This window comes from Pseudomonas promysalinigenes, assembly GCF_014269025.2.
In the GTDB taxonomy this organism is placed as follows: Bacteria; Pseudomonadota; Gammaproteobacteria; order Pseudomonadales; family Pseudomonadaceae; genus Aquipseudomonas; species Aquipseudomonas promysalinigenes.
Window position 1 is genome coordinate 2,056,581 of record NZ_CP077094.1, and the last position, 17,027, is coordinate 2,073,607.

At 61.1% G+C, this 17,027-nt stretch carries 23 protein-coding genes; 7 read left to right on the forward strand and 16 right to left on the reverse strand.

Annotated features, from left to right (window positions below):
- Window positions 1-38 precede the first annotated feature (38 nt).
- From HU725_RS09375 to HU725_RS09390, 4 genes are read left to right on the forward strand one after another with little or no spacing between them, the layout of a single operon-like run.
- On the forward strand, window positions 39-260 hold the full coding sequence (locus HU725_RS09375) for an MbtH family protein (protein ID WP_060480048.1): 222 nt from the start codon (window positions 39-41) through the stop codon (window positions 258-260).
- A complete protein-coding gene (locus HU725_RS09380) occupies window positions 257-976 on the forward strand; it encodes a thioesterase II family protein (RefSeq protein WP_186476990.1) in 720 nt (239 codons plus the stop codon). Before HU725_RS09375 ends, HU725_RS09380 begins: the two co-directional genes overlap by 4 nt.
- Before the next feature lie 57 nt (window positions 977-1,033).
- The gene (locus HU725_RS09385; RefSeq protein ID WP_186476991.1) at window positions 1,034-1,585 is read left to right on the forward strand and encodes a hydrolase; all 552 of its coding nucleotides are present in this window, start codon (window positions 1,034-1,036) and stop codon (window positions 1,583-1,585) included.
- 26 nt (window positions 1,586-1,611) lie between these two features.
- Window positions 1,612-2,664: a DUF1615 domain-containing protein gene (locus tag HU725_RS09390; RefSeq protein WP_186476992.1), complete on the forward strand. Its 1,053-nt coding sequence runs from the start codon at window positions 1,612-1,614 to the stop codon at window positions 2,662-2,664.
- A 48-nt stretch (window positions 2,665-2,712) separates the two neighbouring features.
- On the opposite strand, the gene HU725_RS09395 is transcribed toward HU725_RS09390, so the two are convergent.
- From HU725_RS09395 to HU725_RS09435, 9 genes are all read right to left on the reverse strand, one after another.
- A complete protein-coding gene (locus HU725_RS09395; protein WP_186476993.1) occupies window positions 2,713-3,582 on the reverse strand; it encodes a metal ABC transporter solute-binding protein, Zn/Mn family in 870 nt (289 codons plus the stop codon).
- Window positions 3,579-4,478, reverse strand: a complete 900-nt coding sequence (locus tag HU725_RS09400; RefSeq protein ID WP_060480062.1) for a metal ABC transporter permease — start codon at window positions 4,476-4,478, stop codon at window positions 3,579-3,581. Before HU725_RS09400 ends, HU725_RS09395 begins: the two co-directional genes overlap by 4 nt.
- Window positions 4,478-5,224, reverse strand: coding sequence for a metal ABC transporter ATP-binding protein (locus HU725_RS09405; protein ID WP_186476994.1), 747 nt, complete (start codon window positions 5,222-5,224; stop codon window positions 4,478-4,480). The genes HU725_RS09400 and HU725_RS09405 overlap by 1 nt, the downstream gene beginning before the upstream one ends.
- Complete coding sequence (locus HU725_RS09410; protein ID WP_186476995.1) at window positions 5,221-6,123, reverse strand: metal ABC transporter substrate-binding protein; 903 nt, start codon at window positions 6,121-6,123, stop codon at window positions 5,221-5,223. Before HU725_RS09410 ends, HU725_RS09405 begins: the two co-directional genes overlap by 4 nt.
- A 15-nt stretch (window positions 6,124-6,138) precedes the next feature.
- Window positions 6,139-6,708: a DUF6162 family protein gene (locus HU725_RS09415; RefSeq protein ID WP_186476996.1), complete on the reverse strand. Its 570-nt coding sequence runs from the start codon at window positions 6,706-6,708 to the stop codon at window positions 6,139-6,141.
- An 11-nt stretch (window positions 6,709-6,719) separates the two neighbouring features.
- The gene (locus HU725_RS09420) at window positions 6,720-7,040 is read right to left on the reverse strand and encodes a hypothetical protein (protein WP_060480041.1); all 321 of its coding nucleotides are present in this window, start codon (window positions 7,038-7,040) and stop codon (window positions 6,720-6,722) included.
- Window positions 7,037-7,576, reverse strand: coding sequence for a PA2404 family protein (locus HU725_RS09425; protein ID WP_186476997.1), 540 nt, complete (start codon window positions 7,574-7,576; stop codon window positions 7,037-7,039). Before HU725_RS09425 ends, HU725_RS09420 begins: the two co-directional genes overlap by 4 nt.
- Window positions 7,573-8,766, reverse strand: a complete 1,194-nt coding sequence (locus HU725_RS09430) for a PepSY-associated TM helix domain-containing protein (RefSeq protein ID WP_186476998.1) — start codon at window positions 8,764-8,766, stop codon at window positions 7,573-7,575. The genes HU725_RS09425 and HU725_RS09430 overlap by 4 nt, the downstream gene beginning before the upstream one ends.
- Window positions 8,767-8,934: 168 nt before the next feature.
- On the reverse strand, window positions 8,935-10,269 hold the full coding sequence (locus HU725_RS09435; RefSeq protein WP_186476999.1) for a lysine N(6)-hydroxylase/L-ornithine N(5)-oxygenase family protein: 1,335 nt from the start codon (window positions 10,267-10,269) through the stop codon (window positions 8,935-8,937).
- A 198-nt stretch (window positions 10,270-10,467) separates the two neighbouring features.
- Here HU725_RS09435 and HU725_RS09440 point away from each other — a divergent pair, with 198 nt between their 5' ends.
- Window positions 10,468-10,905: a hypothetical protein gene (locus tag HU725_RS09440; RefSeq protein ID WP_186477000.1), complete on the forward strand. Its 438-nt coding sequence runs from the start codon at window positions 10,468-10,470 to the stop codon at window positions 10,903-10,905.
- Between the two features lie 57 nt (window positions 10,906-10,962).
- On the opposite strand, the gene pbpG is transcribed toward HU725_RS09440, so the two are convergent.
- From pbpG to HU725_RS09455, 3 genes are all read right to left on the reverse strand, one after another.
- Entirely contained in the window at window positions 10,963-11,889 is a 927-nt protein-coding gene (pbpG, locus tag HU725_RS09445) for a D-alanyl-D-alanine endopeptidase (RefSeq protein ID WP_225915525.1), read from the reverse strand.
- 239 nt (window positions 11,890-12,128) lie between these two features.
- Window positions 12,129-12,311, reverse strand: a complete 183-nt coding sequence (locus tag HU725_RS09450; RefSeq protein ID WP_186477002.1) for a hypothetical protein — start codon at window positions 12,309-12,311, stop codon at window positions 12,129-12,131.
- A gap of 94 nt (window positions 12,312-12,405) precedes the next feature.
- Entirely contained in the window at window positions 12,406-12,747 is a 342-nt protein-coding gene (locus HU725_RS09455) for a hypothetical protein (protein ID WP_186477003.1), read from the reverse strand.
- Between the two features lie 161 nt (window positions 12,748-12,908).
- On the opposite strand from HU725_RS09455, the gene HU725_RS09460 reads away from it, so the two are divergent.
- The gene (locus HU725_RS09460) at window positions 12,909-13,733 is read left to right on the forward strand and encodes a shikimate 5-dehydrogenase (RefSeq protein WP_186477004.1); all 825 of its coding nucleotides are present in this window, start codon (window positions 12,909-12,911) and stop codon (window positions 13,731-13,733) included.
- Between the two features lie 18 nt (window positions 13,734-13,751).
- Here the strand turns inward: HU725_RS09460 and HU725_RS09465 are convergent, their stop codons facing one another.
- From HU725_RS09465 to HU725_RS09475, 3 genes are all read right to left on the reverse strand, one after another.
- On the reverse strand, window positions 13,752-13,994 hold the full coding sequence (locus tag HU725_RS09465) for a hypothetical protein (protein WP_060480032.1): 243 nt from the start codon (window positions 13,992-13,994) through the stop codon (window positions 13,752-13,754).
- 95 nt (window positions 13,995-14,089) lie between these two features.
- Window positions 14,090-14,617, reverse strand: coding sequence for a lactoylglutathione lyase (gloA, locus tag HU725_RS09470; protein WP_060480031.1), 528 nt, complete (start codon window positions 14,615-14,617; stop codon window positions 14,090-14,092).
- 228 nt (window positions 14,618-14,845) lie between these two features.
- Entirely contained in the window at window positions 14,846-15,205 is a 360-nt protein-coding gene (locus HU725_RS09475; protein WP_186477370.1) for a histone-like nucleoid-structuring protein, MvaT/MvaU family, read from the reverse strand.
- A gap of 504 nt (window positions 15,206-15,709) precedes the next feature.
- Here HU725_RS09475 and cobF point away from each other — a divergent pair.
- Window positions 15,710-16,459, forward strand: coding sequence for a precorrin-6A synthase (deacetylating) (cobF, locus tag HU725_RS09480; protein WP_186477005.1), 750 nt, complete (start codon window positions 15,710-15,712; stop codon window positions 16,457-16,459).
- Window positions 16,460-16,493: 34 nt separating this feature from the next.
- Here the strand turns inward: cobF and HU725_RS09485 are convergent, their stop codons facing one another.
- Window positions 16,494-16,844 carry a response regulator gene (locus HU725_RS09485; protein ID WP_060479140.1) on the reverse strand — a complete coding sequence of 117 codons (351 nt, stop codon included), beginning with the start codon at window positions 16,842-16,844 and terminating at the stop codon, window positions 16,494-16,496.
- Between the last annotated feature and the right edge of the window lie 183 nt (window positions 16,845-17,027).

Genomic DNA, 17,027 nt, shown 5'->3' on the forward strand with positions numbered 1-17,027 from the left:
CAGGCGCGCAGCGGCACCCTCACTCAAGGAGACAGGCAATGACTTCCGTATTCGACCGCGACGATATCCAGTTCCAGGTAGTGGTCAACCACGAAGAGCAATATTCCATCTGGCCAGACTACAAGGCTATCCCTGAAGGCTGGCGTGCAGTGGGCAAGCGCGGCCTGAAGCAGGAATGTCTGGCGTATATCGACGAAGTATGGACCGACATGCGCCCATTGAGCCTGCGCAAGCAGATGGCCGAAGCCGCCGCCCAGTGACCGCCATCAATCTGCTTTGCCTGCCTTATTCGGGCGCAAGCGCCATGGTCTACAGCCGCTGGCGGCGCAAGCTGCCGGCTTGGCTGCAAGTGCGTCCTGTGGAACTGCCAGGCCGTGGCACGCGCATCGGTGAGCCGCTGCAGACTGACATGCAAGGGTTGGCCCGGCAGTTGGCCAATGAACAGCGCATGCTCGCCCATGCCCCTTATGCGCTGCTCGGCCACAGCATGGGCGCGCTGCTGGCATTTGAACTGGCTCACGAACTTCAGGCGCTGGGCAGCCCGCTACCCTTGGCGTTGTTTGCCTGTGGCACCGCAGCGCCTACACGGCGCGAGGATTACGATGGCAACAACTGGCGTGCGCCCAAGAGCGACGATGAGCTCAAGCAGGACCTGCGCGAACTCAACGGCACCCCGCCGCAGGTGCTGGAAAACGCCGAACTGATGAGCCTGACCTTGCCCGTCCTGCGCGCCGACTTCCTGCTCTGTGGCCGCTACCGGTATCGTCACCGGCCAGCCCTGCAATGCCCATTGCATGTGCTCGGGGGCGAGGCAGATCGGGCCAGCGAGGCGCAGCTGCAGGCCTGGCGGCAGGAAACCTGTGCAGCGTTTTCGTTGCAGATGTTCCCGGGAGGCCATTTCTTCATCCACGAACACGAGGATCAGGTGCTCGGGGCCATTACCCAGGCCCTTGAAGGGCAGAGGCTGTCTGCCTGATTGACGGCGCCGTTTGCCTGGGGGAGGCTAGGCCTTTTCCCAGGTAAGGGGCAGATAATGCTGATCGAACATCACCGGGCCACATTGCTGGTCGTCGACATCCAAGAGCGGCTCATTGGCGCCATGAGTGACCCGCAGGGCATGCGTGATCGCGCTCATTGGTTGCTGGCTGCCTGCGCCGACCTGGCATTGCCCGTGGTGATTTCCGAGCAATACCCCAAAGGTTTGGGCCCGACCTTGCCAGCACTTCTGGCTGCGGCCCCGGCCGCAGAGGTGGTGGAAAAAAGCCATTTCTCCTGCGTGGCCGCCGGTTGCCTGCCGGCCAGCCTGATGGCCCGGGAGCAAGTGATCGTCTGTGGCATGGAAGCCCATGTCTGCGTGCTTCAGACCGTGCTTGGCCTGCTGGGCTGCGGTAAGCAGGTATTCGTGGTCGAGGATGCCTGCGACAGCCGTACGCCAGCCAACAAGGCGGCCGGCCTTGCGCGCATGCGTCAGGCCGGCGCACAGCTGGTGACCCGAGAAATGGTGCTGTTCGAGCTCATGGGCAGTGCCAGCCATCCGCAGTTCCGCCACATCAGCAAGACCTATATGGTCGGAGAACAGCCCTGAACCGGCGGCTATGGGCGGCCGGGCTGATGGCTTTGGCGCTGCTGCAGGGCTGCGCCGGGCGCCGTGAGCAAGCGCCCGAAGCCGATCCAGCCGAGGTGCGCGCTCAACTGATGCGCCTGTTGCCGGCACAGGCCAAAGACCGAGAGGGCTGGGCGAAAGATATCCAGACCGCTTTCCAGGCCCAGCGCATTTCGCCCAGCAAGAGCAACCTGTGTGCGGTGCTGGCGGTGACCGAGCAGGAGTCGACCTTCAACGCAGACCCGCAGGTGCCTAACCTGGGGCGCATCGCCCGCGGCGAAATCGACCGCCGCGCTGCGCGCCTGCATATCCCAGGCATGCTGGTGGACGCTGCGTTGAACACGTCTTCGGGCAATGGCCAAAGCTATCAACAGCGGCTGTTGGCCGTCCGTAGCGAGAAGCAACTGAGCGCACTTTACGACGAGTTCATCGCCCGCCTGCCATTGGGCAAAACCTTGCTCGGCGGCTTGAACCCGGTGCACACCGGCGGGCCCATGCAGGTCAGCATCGATTTCGCTCAGAAACACACCCAAGATTATCCTTATACCTACAGCGGGACGATTCGTCAGGAAGTGTTCACCCGCCGAGGTGGCATGTATTTCGGCATTGCTCACTTGCTGGGCTACCCGGCGCATTACGAGCGGCAGTTGTACCGCTTCGCTGATTTCAACGCAGGGTGGTATGCAAGCCGCAATGCCGCGTTCCAGGCAGCCTTGAGCAAGGTCACGGGGATCACGTTGGCGCTGGACGGTGACTTGATCGCCCCAGGCTCGATCATGCCGGGCAGTACCGAGCAGGCGGCACGCAAACTGGGGCGCAAGCTTGGGTTGCGTCATCCTCAGATCCGCAGCCAGCTGGAGCTCGGTGACAGCCTGGCGTTCGAGGACAGCCAGCTGTACAGCGGGGTCTTTGCCATGGCCGATGCGGCCGCAGGTAAGCCATCAGCGCGGGCCATTCTCCCTGGGATCGAACTCAAAAGCCCCAAGATCACCCGCAAGCTGACCACCGCCTGGTTTGCCGGGCGCGTGGATGAACGCTATCAGCGCTGCATGAAGCGCTAGAGTGAACTGGCCTGCTCAAGGGTCAATCCCTGCGAGCAGGCCAGTGCGTCATCCTGCGTCCAGCGCAGTGACGACCTGTTCGACGCTGGCCTTAAGCCCAGCCACAGCGTCTTGCGGGTCACTCTCGACCACCAGCAGTTTCGCCCCGGCCGCCTCGATCACCTGCATAAGCGCCGCCTCTGGCTGGCGATGATCCAGCACCAATACCACATCCTGCCCTTGAAGGTTCTCGCTCAGGGCCTCAAGCGCCTTTGCGTCCCACTTGCCGTCGGCCGGCAACGGTTGCTCCACCACATCCAGGTTCAAGCCACTGGCCAGATACCCCAGGCGCTCGGACAAGTTGACCACACTCAGGTTGTCGGCCTGGGCCAGTCGCGTCTGGCTGCTGGCAGTCATCTCCAGTAGTTGTCGCTTGAGCCCGGCCAGGTTGCTTTGGATCCTGTTTTTGTCGGCGGGTGCCAGGCGCTCCAGGTCATTGGCCAGCACATCGGCCATACGCCCAAGGTTGGTCGGGTTCAGCCAGGGGTAGCTCGCATAGGCGTCATCGCCGCTTACGGCGATACCCGGTAGCGCACCATCGACCGGCCGCGCCGCATCGATCTCGACGATGCGAATGTTGCTGCGCCGGGCCATGGGATACAGCGGGTCGTCCCGCCAGATAGAGCGCACGCCGATGACCGCGTCTGCATGCTGCGCGGCTCTGGCCAAAGCAGCAGCACCTCGGCTGCTGAAATACGCAGGTTGACGGCTGGCCGGCAGGTTGGCCGGGGCGGCCCGCTTGAGCTGTACTTCTGTGCCCTCGAGCAGGGCGCTGGCCAAACTGTGGGTCACCGGCAGGGTGGTCAGCACCTCAGTGGCCGTAGCGTAGACAGGCAGGCCGGCCAGGACGACGGCCAGGGTCAGGTGTTTGAAGTTCATGCCGGGTTTCCTTGCAGGCGTGGAACGAGGGCGCGAGCCAGTGCGGCTAGGGCGAAGCACATGCCTGCGACCAGAATGATCGCCGCGCCCGAGGGCACCGGCAGGTCGAGCATGATCGGCAGCAGAATGCCAAGCAGGGTGCTCAGGGTGGCAATCAGCATCGATATGAAGAAAAAGCCCTTCAGTGACTGGCTGACCAACCGTGCCGCCGCCGCCGGTATGACCAACAGCGCACCGACCAGAATGGCGCCGATCACCTTGACCGAAGCCACGGTGACCAGGGTGACCAGCACGACGAACAGATAATCCAGGGTCTTCACCGCCACCCCACGCACTGCTGCCAACTGCGGGTTGAAACTGGCCAGCATGATGCGGTTGTAAAGCGGCACCGCCAGTGCCACCACCAGCACCGCGACGATGCCCAGCACCATCAGGTCTTGAGCGCTGACGGTCAGCACCGACCCGAACAACACGTTCTCGAGAATATGCACGTTGATTTTGCCAGCCAGCATCAGCAACAGGCTGGCGCCAAGGGCCAGCGACACCGATAGAAAGACGCCGATCAGCGTGTCTGGTGACAGCCCCGTGCGGTTGCGCAGGAAGTTGAGCAAAATGCCGAACAGCAGACAGTAGCCGAACAGGCTGCCATATGGGCCGGTGTAGGGTTCGCCGAGCAGGATGCCGATAGCGACCCCGGTGAGTGCGGCGTGGCCGACTGCTTCGGAAAAGAACGCGAAGCGCTTGACCACCACCAGGGTACCCAGGCCTCCGAGCACCGGGCCGATCATCAAGCCAGCCAGCAAGGCATTGATCACGAAACCATAAGCCAAGGCCTGGGGCAGGTAACCGGCTTCGGCCCAGGCCTGAATCAGTTGGCGCAATGCTTCGAAGCTCATCATACAGGGCGCTCGCTGCGAGGGTGAACAGAGAACAGGCCAAGCAGGCGCTCCGGGGTCAGCGCCTGGGCCGGCGGGGCATCGAACAGCACCTGGCGGTTCAGCCCGGTGACTCGGTCGGCCAGGCGCAGCACAGCTTGCAGGTCATGTTCGATCCACAGCACCGTGGTGCCGGCCTGGCGCCAGCCATGCAGCAGTTTTTCGAACACCTGAATGCCTGCCTCGTCGAGCGCCGACATCGGCTCGTCGAGTACCAGCAGCTGCGGCTCGGGAATCAGGCCTTGGGCCAAGAGCACGCGTTGGCGCTCACCGCCAGACAAAGCGCCCATGCGTCGCTTGCGCTTGTCGAGCATACCAACACGCTCCAGCGCCGCATCGATCGCCGGTTTTGCCCTGCGCGACAGGCCAAGGAAGGCCGGCCGCCGCTGGCACATGGCTGCCATGAAATCATCCACGGTCATCGGTAGCCCGCGGTCGAACTCCAGTGCCTGCGGCACGTAGCCGATCACCTGGTGAGCACCTGGCCAATGCAGCGCCAGTTGGCCTTGATGGGGCATCTGCCCGAGCAGCGTCTTGATCAACGAGCTCTTGCCGCCGCCATTGGGGCCGACGATGGCGTGCACGCTGCCAGGGGCAACGTTGAACTGCACCTGCTGAAGAATGCGGGTGCGGCCCAAGGTGAGGTCGATGCAGGCGAATTCGATGCCCGGCCCTGTAGGTGTCGTCAGGTTGGCCGCGGCGGTCATGTGCGGTTCTCCTCGATGGCCCGGACCACGGTGTCGAGGTTGCGCTTCATCTCTATTTCATACTTATCCTGGGTATATTCACCGTAGGAAATGTGAGTGAGTGGATAAAGGCGTACGCCGGCCTCCCGTTGAATGGTTGCAACATAAGCCGAGGGGAAGTCCATTTCCGAGAAGATCACTTTTACGTCCAGGGCCTTGAGCTGATCGATGGTTTTCTTCAGTTGCGCAGGGCTGGGTTCGATACCGTGGGCGGGTTCTACTACGGCCGTGACCTCCAGGCCGAAGTCGCGTACCAGGTAGTCGTAGGCGGCGTGGATGGTGGCCACGCGCAATGTCGCAGAAGGCGCTTGGCTGACCTTGGCCAGTGCTTCTGCGCGCAAAGCGCGCAGGCGCTTGGCATAGGCGCGGGCGTTCTGCGTGTAGAACTTGGCGTTGTCGGGGTCGAGCTTGCCCAGCTCGCGAGCGATGTTGTTGACCTGAGCAATGGTGGTGCTGATCGACAGGAAGGTATGCGGGTTGACCACCTTGCCGGCGCCACGCGCGGCAATGCCCGTGGCCGCCAGCAGAGGTACGTTGCGGTTGGCCTCTATGGTCGTGACATCGGGTTTTTCGCTGGCCGCGATCATTCGGTCGGCGAAGTCGTCATGACCCACGCCATTGAGAACCACCACATCCAGAGTGCCGATGCGCTTGATGTCCTCGGCGCGCGGCTCGTAGGCATGGGGGTTGAAACCTGCGGGGATCAGCGGCACCACTTCGGCTTTGTCACCTACGATATTGCTGACATAGCTGTAGTACGGGTGCAGGGTTATACCGATATGCAGCGGCTGGCCGGGAGCGGCCAGGGCCATCGCTGGCAGGGCCAAGGCCAAGAGCAGGGCGAAGGTTTTACGAAGCATGGGCAGTCCTTGGATTCAGTGACGGTGTTCGCGGGTGACCCCGGCGTCGTAATGGCTGACCACTTGCTGCCAGCCGGCGGCGATCAGTGCTGCTTGGCCGAGGTCATCGGGAAGCGTGGTGGCGCTGTCGCGGCGCAGCCAGACGTCAGCCTCGGCAGCGTTGGCCTCGGGCAGGATCAGCAGGAAGCTGCCGGCCACCTGCGGCCTCTGGCTCAGGCCAAGGTAGGTAGCGTTCGGCAACAACTGCCAGCGATGTTCGCCGCGGCTCTGGCTGCCGACATCGACCACGAACGGCGGCAGGCCTTCTTCAGCCAATGCGGCGACGCTGGGAATGGCGCCGCTTTCTTCGCGCATCAGCTGGATTTCGTCGAAGGCCACCCGCAAGTCGGTGTAGATCCCTTGTTCGGCAGCCGTCAGGTCGCGGCGTGCATCGATCTGATGGCTGGCGATGGTCTGTTCGTCTATCCGCTCGCCACGCAGTGCCACCACACTGGCGGCAAGGGCGACGATCAGCAGGCTGACCAGCAGTACATAGAGGGTTTCATGCCCGGCACCTGCCGGGCGTACCACCTGGGTATGGCGCATGGCAGGGCGGCTCATGGCGGCGTGATATCGGCGTGGTCGACTTCCACGACATGGCCGGGGCCTGCGTCGAACAGCACGTAGAACTCGCCGTCCGGGCGTTTGAAGGTGAGGCTGGAGTCGTCACCGAGTTTGCCGCCGACCAGTACCTGCTCGTCATAGCCGATCACATCGAGGGTTACCCCCGGCGCACCACTGCCATCGGAAAATCCGCCCGTGCATTTGACCTGGCCGCCGGCAACTTCCTCGCATTCGCACATCGGGTTGTGGGCCAGGGCGGGGCCTGCTGCGATGGCCAGTAGAGGCAGGGCGAGCCTGCGCATCAAGGTGTTCATGGGGTGCCTCCTTGTTTTTCGAGCCAGGCCACAGTGGCCGGCGAAGCCTGTGCCAACGGGACGGATGCCTGGTGCAGGCTGCCGTCCCAGCCTTCGAGGGTGATCCAGATTTGCGCATCGGTGCGGGTGCGCGGTGGGATGGGGAGGTTGGTGATCATCCTGTACGGTGCTCCGAAGAAAATCGTGCCGGCGGTTCGCAGGCTGCGTGGCTTGCCGATGCGCAGGTAAACCGCCTTGACCTCATTGACACATGCCTTGCACAGCGCCGCGTTGAATAGCTTGAAATGCCCTGCGGGGCCGTCTGCGCGGGGTGCTTCGTCGCGTAGCTCGGCCAGGTCAAGGCTGTAGGGGCCGACCTGGATACCTGAGACGGGGTTGGCACCCAGACCTGCGTCGCCGCGCAGCAGCTTCGCGTCAGCGAAGTATTTGGGCATGAAGCCCAGCGGAATGAGAATGAGCAGAATGTTCAGGTGGAAGCGCCACTTGTGCCACCACTGCTTGACTGGGTGGATGGGCAGTGCGTTGGCCGGGTTCATGGGCGCGCCTCCAGGGCGGTTTCACGGTGCGCGCCGCCCGTGGCGCGCTCACTGCGCTTGAGTGTGGCTGCGGTGGCTTGGGCGGTGCGCTTGGTCCAGATCAGCAGGCCGCTGAAGACCATCAGGGTCAGCACCAGGCCGAAGAAGAACCAGATCAGCTTGATCGGCAGCCCACCAAAATCTCCGGTGTGCAAAGGCCGCATGGATTCGGTGACGAACTCCAACGCCGAGCGGTCGCTGAGCAGGAACTGACTGTCGACCTGGCGGGTATAGGGGTTGACCGAGGCGCTTTGGAACATCAACGGGTACCAGCCGCGCCCGCCCATTTCGATGTGGCTGTAGGCAGTGGCTGGTAGTGAGACGGAGGTGATATCCAGGCTGGGAATGGCCAGGCCGGCAATGCGCGCGGCTTCGTCCAGATCGATGCGTGGCGCCGGGCTGCCGTCGAGAGTCTGCGGCACCTGCTCACGGGCGATCACTGGCACGATCGGCTCGCTTGAGATGGTGATCTGGTTGTCGAAGAGAATGGCCCGGATGAGGAACCAGATGCTGGTGATGGAGATGACGGCGATGAACCAGATCGACCACACGCCGGCCAAGCGGTGCAGGTCGCCCCAGAAAATCCGCGGGCCGTGGCCAGTGCGCAGCGGTTTGAAGAAGCCTTTCCAGAACTTCTTGTACACCACAAGGCCCGTGATCAGCGACGCCAGCATCGGTAGCCCCAACAGCGAAACCATGTACCAACCCCAGCTGAAGCCGTTGGTGAAAGGCACCAGCCACCAGCCATGCAGGGCGCGGGTGAAAGCTTCGAAGTTGAAGTCCGGCATCTTGCCCTGGATGGCGCCGGTGTAAGGGTTGACGTACAGCATGGGGCTCGAGCCATCGGGGTAGGTGACCCGCGCCGTGAGGGCGAAGTGTGAACCGTCGGGTTGGCTGAGGGTGTTCACTGCCATGTCAGGTTCTGCCTGGTGCAAGGCGTCGAGCACCTGCTGAAAAGTCAGACGTTCGGCGTTGTCGTCAGGTTTGCTGGCACGCACGTCTGGGTTTGCCAGCCAGACGAGTTCTTGGCTGACCACGGCCAGCATGCCGGTGAAGCAGACGATCAGCACGAAGAACCAGATCGGCAGGGCGAGCCAGCTGTGGACCAGGAACCACAACTTAGACTTGGATTTTTTCGGTGATTTTGCCATCGGTCAGTCTTCTGAAATAGGGGGCGAACTCAGGCCCAACCAAAAAGGGCTGCTCTTCAAAAGACGAATGAGAATGAAAATCCTGAAGCATTAAGTGCAAGTAAATGTTTCAGGAGCGGCACAGCTCGACGGGGCTGCTGTAGGCCCCGTCGAGGTTGGATGGGGCGATCAGGCGCTGGTGAGGGCGACGGCGGGCTGGGGGGTGCCCCGCTGATGTGCCAAATCGCGGTAGAGCGCTTGGCCGATCTCAGCGGCACGAGAGGGCAGTACCGACAGCAGGGTGTCGCTCAAGCCATGGCTGCTCTCACAGAACCCTTGCAGATAGACGCAAGCCTGCATGTCGGGGCTGCTTAGCACTCGGTAGTGACGGTCGACGGCAAAGTCTTGCACGTAGTCTGCCAGCGGGGCCAAGAGTTCGCGGTGCGAGCGGCGCTCGTAGCCTGTGGCGAGTATCACCGCATCGTAGCGGTGGGTCTGGTGCTGGCCGGTAGCCAAGTCACGCAGGGTAAGCTCGATACCGTCGCGCGTGGCCACCACCGCTTCCACCTGGCGCCGACACAAGACATTGTGGCGGAATTGGTGGGCGACTTTCTGGCGGTAGAGAATGCCGTAGATCCGCTCGATCAGGTTGAGATCGACCACCGAGTAATTGGTGTTGTGGTATTCGCCAAGCAGCTTGGCGCGCTGGTCGGCAGGTTCATTGAAGACCAGGTCGGTGTAATCGGGTGAGAAGATTTCGTTGACGAATGGACTGTCGTCGGCCGGCTTGAGGGCAGAACCGCGCAGCACCATGTCGACTTTGACTGATGGGTAGCTGTCGTTCAGGTCGATGAAGGCTTCAGCAGCGCTCTGACCCGAGCCGATCACGGCGATGCGCATGGGTTGGCCTGCCGAGCACGGCAATTTGTCGAGGCTGCTCAGGTATTGAGAGTGATGGAAAACCCTTGGGTCGTCTTTGAATGCACCGAATTTCTCGGGAATCTTCGGCGTGCCGCCGCTCCCTACCACTACGGCGCGGGTCCGCCGGCTCATCTCGCGGCCCTGGGCGTCGCGTGAAATCAGGCGCAAGTGCTCCACACGCCCCGCGTTGAGCTCAGGCTCGATACGCAGCACCTGCTCGCCATACACGGCCTGATCAGCAAATTGTTCGGCCGCCCAGCGCAGGTAGTCGTTGTACTCCAGGCGGCAGGGGTAGAAGGTGCCGAGGTTGATGAAATCGGCAAGGCGTTGCTTGTGGTGCAGGTAGTTGACGAAGCTGTAAGGGCTGGTGGGGTTGCGCAGCGAAACCAGGTCCTTGAGGAACGAGATCTGCAATTCACTCTGGGTCGCCAGGGTTTCGCCGTGCCAGCGGTAATCCTTCTGCTTGTCGATGAACAGTGCATCCAGGGCATGGCCCTGGCTCTGGGCGAGTTCTTCCAGGGCGATGGCCAAGGCCAGGTTGGACGGGCCGAAGCCCACGCCGATCAGGTCCTTGATAGTTTCCGGGTGTGCAGGCTGGCTCATGGCTGCGATTCCATATGGGTCGAATGTGGGCGCATGCCGGGCTACGGCGCCTGCGCTGGTACATTGGGTGGAACGAGCCAGCGAAAGGGGAATTTACTGCCAAGGCGCCTGCCTGTGGCCGGTAGCGTCTCAAGCTCTGGCGATGCCTGCCGATAAGCCGGTCAGCTCAAGAATCCATGGCTACACAGGGAGCAAGACATGGTAGGTATCCCAGCAGTCAGTATCAGCAACGCTTCGTCCCAGGCCACTAGCACAACACCGGCCAACGAAAGCGCAACCACCCAGGCCAGCGGCTCGACCCTGCAAGTCGACGCCTCGAAGCTTCGCAACAACGGGCAGGCCCAGGCCGCAGGCGGCGCTCAGGGCAGCAGCGAAAGCGCTGAGCCTGCACATATCAAGCAACTGCGCGAAATGATCAAGAATCTTCAGAAGCAGATGGCCGAAGAACAGAAGCAGTTGGCCAGCTTGATGGCGCAGAACAGCGAAGATCCCGCCAAGTTGGCGCTCATCACGGCCAAGCAGGCCAGCATCGCCACCCTCAGCGGGGAAATCATGGCGGCCACCGCACAATTGCTCGAAGCCTTGGAAAAAACCGGTGGCAGCAGCGCTGGCAGCGTAGTCGACACGCAAGCCTGAAGGTGATTGGGCTGGCCTCACCGCTGCTGATGCAGCGTTGAGGCCAGCGGGTGGCATTCAGTCCGACGCCAAGCGCCCTTTGCCGTGTTTTTCTGCCTTGTATTGCATGGCCACTGCCGGGGCTGGCTTGGTGGCGCCGGTTTCCAGCCACTGGCGCATCCGCGAGGCGTCAGCGAAGTGCGTGTATTTGCCAAAGGCATCGAGGATCACCATGGCCACTGGGCGGTTGTCCATTTTGGTCAGCAATACCAGGCAATGGCCGGCCTCGTTGGTGAAACCCGTCTTGGTCAGCTTGATGTCCCAGTTGCTTTTGTTGACCAGGTGATCGGTGTTACGAAAGCCTAAGGTGTAATTCGGCTTGCGGAAGGCTACGGTCTTTTCACGCGTGGTCGACAGCTCGCTGAGCATCGGGTACTTGCGCGCCGCCATCAGCAGCTTGGCCAGATCACGCGCTGTGGAGACGTTCTGGGTTGAAAGGCCGGTTGGCTCGATGTAGCGGGTGTGCGCCATCCCCAGGCTGCGCGCTTTGGCGTTCATCGCCTTGATGAAGGCTGGGTAGCCGCCTGGATAATGGTTGGCCAGGGTCGTCGCCGCTCGGTTTTCCGAGGACATCAAGGTGATCAGCAGGGTTTCGCGACGGTTCAGTTCACTGCCCAGGCGCACGCGCGAATACACGCCTTTCATGTCCGGGTTGTTGGCAATGGTCATGGTGAGCATCTCATCCATGGGCAACTTGGCGTCGAGCACCACCATCGCCGTCATCAGTTTGGTGACCGACGCGATAGGCACTACGCGGTCAGCGCGGCTCGAATACAGCTCCTGATTGGTGTTGAGATCGATGAGCAGGGCGCTGCCAGAGGCCAGATGCAGCTTGGCGGGATCACGCTGAACCTGGGCCGGGGGTTGTGCAGCAGCGGTCGACGCAAAGGTCGCAGTACCTGTGAGCAACAGCAGCAGGCTGAGGATAGACAGGGATGTTTTCACGTTGAGGCTCACTAATAGTTGGTATGTCGTTGGCTGTGCAAGGGTTTTCCCCCGAAACCGGTGCATTCTGGAGTATGGCTCAACGGCTGTCGATTGCTCGTTGAGCCCCCTGACAGAAATGAAAAAAGCTTCATGCTGTATCGGTTGTCCAACCTCCACTGGTCGGGTCAACGGGCAAAAAAAGACCCGCCATGCGGCGGGTCACAAGTTGCGTAGGGAGCAACGCACAACACAATGGGTCAAGCGATCAGGCAAGTGGCCTTTATCTGCTCAGCCAGGGCCTGGGCCGAGGCCCGGGAGGCCAGTGGCCCGCTGACGGCTTCGCCATTGCTGACCAGGTACCAGCAAGCCAGCAGGCCTTGCTCGCGCAACACGGGCGGCACTGCGGTGCCGACAACGGACATGATCTGGATAGTGGCCATACGGACCTCCTGTGAAACATGGCACTACCTTACGCAGCAGCCGGCTTGCCTGGAAATCAACGCGCTCAATAGTACTCATCAGTTTTATCAACGCTTACCAGCGCGGCGGGCCGTAATACACAGGTGGCGGGCCGTAGTAGGGGCGGTAAGCTGGGGGTGGCGGTGCCGGCACGTAGTACGGTTCGTAATAAACCGGCTGGGGCGGCGCCTGTACATAGACCGGCGGCGGCCCATAGTAGGCTGGCTGACGCTCTACATAGACTGTACGGTCGTGGCCGCCAGACACGGTCGCCCCGACCACGGCCCCAACGACCGCCGCGCCGAGCAGTGGGCCTGGGCCGTACCAGCCGTGGCCGCCGCCACCGTGGGCAGAGGCTTGCCCGCTGATCGCCAGGGCACCGACCAGCAGGACGATTCCGGGGAGATGACGCTTCATGAGACTTCCTCGCAAGGTTACCCCGCGCTTGGGGCCTTATTACTATGACTGCTGTCTGGGTAAACCGAGCACAGGGAAACGGTAAATGTTGTGTAAGGGACGACCAATGGCGGTCTCTGATACGCTGGCAAAACGATTGCGTATTCAAAGTGGAGCAGGCAATGGCGACAACGCCCAGTAGAGACACGGTGCTTTGCATTTCCCTGGCCGGGCGCCCAGGCACATTTGGGGTGCGTTTTCATAACCACCTCTACCAACAACTAGGCCTTGACTACTACTACAAGGCCATGACCACCGATGACCTGCCTGCAGCCGTTGCCGGCATCCGCGCGCTGGGCATTCGTGGTTGTGGTGTGTCGATGCCGTACAAAGAGGCGTGCCTGGCGCTGGTCGATGAAGTCGATCCATCGGCTGCGGCAATCGAGTCTGTCAATACCCTGGTCAATCACGCAGGCCATCTGAAAGCCTACAACACCGACTACCTCGCCGTGCGACAACTGCTTGAGGCGCACGAGGTAGACCCCTGCACTGCGTTCGCCCTGCGTGGCAGTGGGGGGATGGCCAAGGCTGTCGCCAGTGCCCTGCGCGATGCGGGGTTTGCGGAAGGGATCATCGTCGCGCGCAACGAGCAAGCCGGTCGGCAGTTGGCCGATGCTTGTGGCTACCGCTGGGTGCCAGACCTCGGTGACCGATGCCCACCGATGCTGGTGAACGTCACCCCGATCGGCATGGCGGGCGGCCCTGAGGCCAATGATCTGGCCTTCAGCGAACAGGCCATCGCGGCGGCTGAGCGCGTATTCGATGTAGTGGCGATGCCTGCGCGTACGCCATTGATTCAGCGGGCCGAAGCTTTAGGTAAACCCGTCATTACCGGATTGGAAGTCATCGCGCTGCAGGCCCTGGAGCAGTTTGTGCTTTACACCGGCGTTCGGCCAAGCCCGGAGCAGGTGGAAGCGGCGGTGGCCTATGCGCGCTCCGCTCCCTGACAAGGCTGAACAGAGGGATCAGAATGCTTTGTGACCCTTGTCCAACTGCTCATCGACCAAGGCCCGGCCATGGGCCAAGGAGACATGCTGTGCATGCTCAAGGTCAGAGAAGAATTTCATTGGCATGGACATCCGCCTGCTGGTATGCCCCTGTGGATCGGTGATCAGGCAGCCTGCAGCATAGGGCAGGGGAGAGTCCGGGTGCGGCATCACGCTGGCAGTGATGGTGTGGTTGCGGTATTCACAGTGAAGAGATTGCATCGTCCTTTACCTCGCTGTGGCATGTGAAGCTATACCTTCATATACCACAGCGAGCGGCCACCAGTTGCTAGCCCGACGAATGCGAATCGCTGCTGTCAGCCTTTGAGCTCGGTTGGCTGAATCACTTCCACCCAGTAACCGTCCGGGTCCTTGATGAATGCCAGGTGGTTCATGCGGCCGTCCTGCAGGCGTTTCTGGAACGGTACGCCAAGGGCTTCGAAGCGGGCGCAGGCTTCACGCACGTCCGGCACCGATACGCAGATGTGGCCAAAGCCGCGCGGGTCGGTATTGCCGTCATGGTAGGCGAAGTCCGGGTCGGTTTCGGTGCCGTGGTTATGGGTCAGTTCCAATACCCCGGGGATCGACTTCATCCATTGGTGGCGTGCGGCATCGTCGGCAGGGATCTGCGCAGGGTCTACCAGGGCCAGGAAATACAAGCTGAAAGCAGCTTCGGGGAAGTCGCGCTTGTCGACGAGGGAAAAGCCCAGCACTCGAGTGTAGAAATCCAGCGAGCGCTCGATGTTCTTGACCCGCAGCATGGTGTGGTTGAAAACGAACTGGGCGGTCGCAGCATCGGGCTGTGCGGTAACGCCAGGCAGGGTGTTCAGGTCGTGCAGGCTCATGAGTACTCCAGAATCGTGGCTGACACGCAGGTGCCAGCAAAACAGACAGGTGAACCATGATACGGCAGTGGAGCATCTGCGCAAATGAAAGCGCCCTGCTCGTAAGAGCAGGGCGCCAGAATTAGAGGCCCGCATGTGCGGGCGCGTGATGGGGTCGCTAGTCCGTTAGCTGTCTCGATACTGCTTCAGGCCTTGTGAAAAAAGTGTGAAGTTGGCGTTGATGTTTCATCAGCGCACCCAGCTTTCCACAGTATCGGCCCCATATTGCTCCTTCCAGGCCTTGAGCCCGCGGTGGTTGCCGCCTTTGGTTTCGATCAGCTCGCCACTGTGTGGGTTTGCATAGACTTTTACCGCGCGCGGGCGCCGCTGTTGCTTGGCGGCCGGGGCGGTACTGCGGCTGTCCGCTTTGGGATCGAGAATGGCGATTATATCGCGCAAACTTTTGTCATAGCTTTTCATCAAGCCGACTAGTTTCTGTTCAAATTCGATTTCGCGTTTTAAGCCGGCATCCTTTTTCAGCACCTCCAGTTGCGCCATCTGTTCCTGGAGCGCTTTTTCGGCAGCACGAAACTCTGCAAGTCTGGACACTGTAATCACTCCTGTACGTCTTTCATGGCGCGGCGTGACGAACATTAGAAACACTGAACGGCGGCCATGCAGGTGGGTAGAACTGTTCGCTGATACCGAGTGTAGACAGCGGCGCGACTTTGGTAAACCTCAAACTTTTCATAAGTAACTTGGAACTTTCTATGTTTTGCACGCGGTGACCGAGTCTTAACAAGATGACGATTCCTCGCGCGCTGGCCCTGGGTGCAAAGGCGTGATCTCGGGTATTCGAGGGTTCTTTCAGACAAAGGTCGATCAATGTTGGTTTTCTATGCGCAGGCGCAACGTTCGTGCGTGAGTGGCCATTTTGCAGCGTACTTGTGAATCTTGTCTTGACTGCAGTTTCGGATATCCATGGCCTGCGCCGCCTTTAGCGGTTGTGTGCCGGTAGCCATGTCAACGCTGCCGCTATTCGTCAACAGATAGGCGTCAAGGTCGTAGTCGGCTATAAATCTCCCTATAGTTATTCAAGGGCCGCACGGTGCCATGAAAGAATTGCTGCTTATCGGTATTGGTCCGGGCGATCCTCGGCAGGTCACCCTGGAAGCTGTCGAGGCTCTGGGCAGGGCAACGGTGTTCTTCGTTCACGACAAGGGGCCTGCCAAACAAGCGCTGGTTACCCTTCGCAAGGCATTGCTCGATCGCTATCGGCCCAAGGGTGGCTATCGTCTGATGCAACTTGCTGACCCATCACGTGATGGGCAAGCTGTGGATTACCAGCGCGCAGTGCACGATTGGCACCGCCAGCGTGCCGCACTGTACGCACGGCTGATCAACCAAGAAATGGGTGAAGAGGATATCGGCGCCTTTTTGCTGTGGGGTGAGCCCAGCCTTTATGACAGCACTCTGCGCATTCTGAACTTGGTTCGCGAATGCGGCGTGGCGTTGCGCTTACAGGTGATCCCTGGCATCAGTAGTGTCCAAGCGCTGGCCGCCAAGCATCAAGTTTCACTCAACCGTGTCGGCGAACCGCTGATGATTCTGCCAGGGCGCCGGCTCGCCGAACTGACGCGGGTGGACAACGTGGTTGTTATGCTCGATGGGCAGTGCGAGTTCGCAAATATTGAGGATCCAGCGCTGATGATCTACTGGGGCGCGTACCTTGGCACTGAAGACGAAGTGATGATTGCCGGGCCCCTGCACGTGGTGAAGTCGCAGATACTTGAAGTGCGCGAACGGGAGCGGTTGCGCAAAGGCTGGATCATGGATACCTATCTATTGCGCCGGGAACTCTAGCGCTGTTCACCGGCACTGGCGCTTACTGGGGCGTTCAGCGTGGCCCCAAGATGCTCACCACCTTGTCACGCAGCAGATCGATGCTGAACGGCTTGCCGATCATATGCATGCCTTCGGGAATATCGAAGCTCTCGGCATATCCGCTGGCGAACAGCACCGGCAGTAGTGGACGCAACTTGCGTGCCTCGCCCGCTAGTACTTCACCGCTCATGTCCGGCAAGCCGACATCGGTCACCAGCAGAGCCAAAGGCTGGTTGGCATCGGCGATGATTTTCAGCGCCGCCGTGGCATTATCGGCTTCAAGGGTGCTGTAGCCCAAATCGTCGAGCACTTCGACCATCAGCATACGTACGATGTCGTCGTCTTCGACTACCAGAAGGTGCATGGGGGGATTCCTATAATGAAAGGCATGTCTCTACTCTGTGCGCCAGGCAGCCACAGAAGTTCCCGAGAATAGCGATTGTGACATTTAGATGGAACGATTCGAACACGTCGCCTTCAAATACTGGCTAAATGCCCTGCCGGCGGCGCTTGTGCGCGTTAAACTCGCCGGCTACGTGGTGAGCGC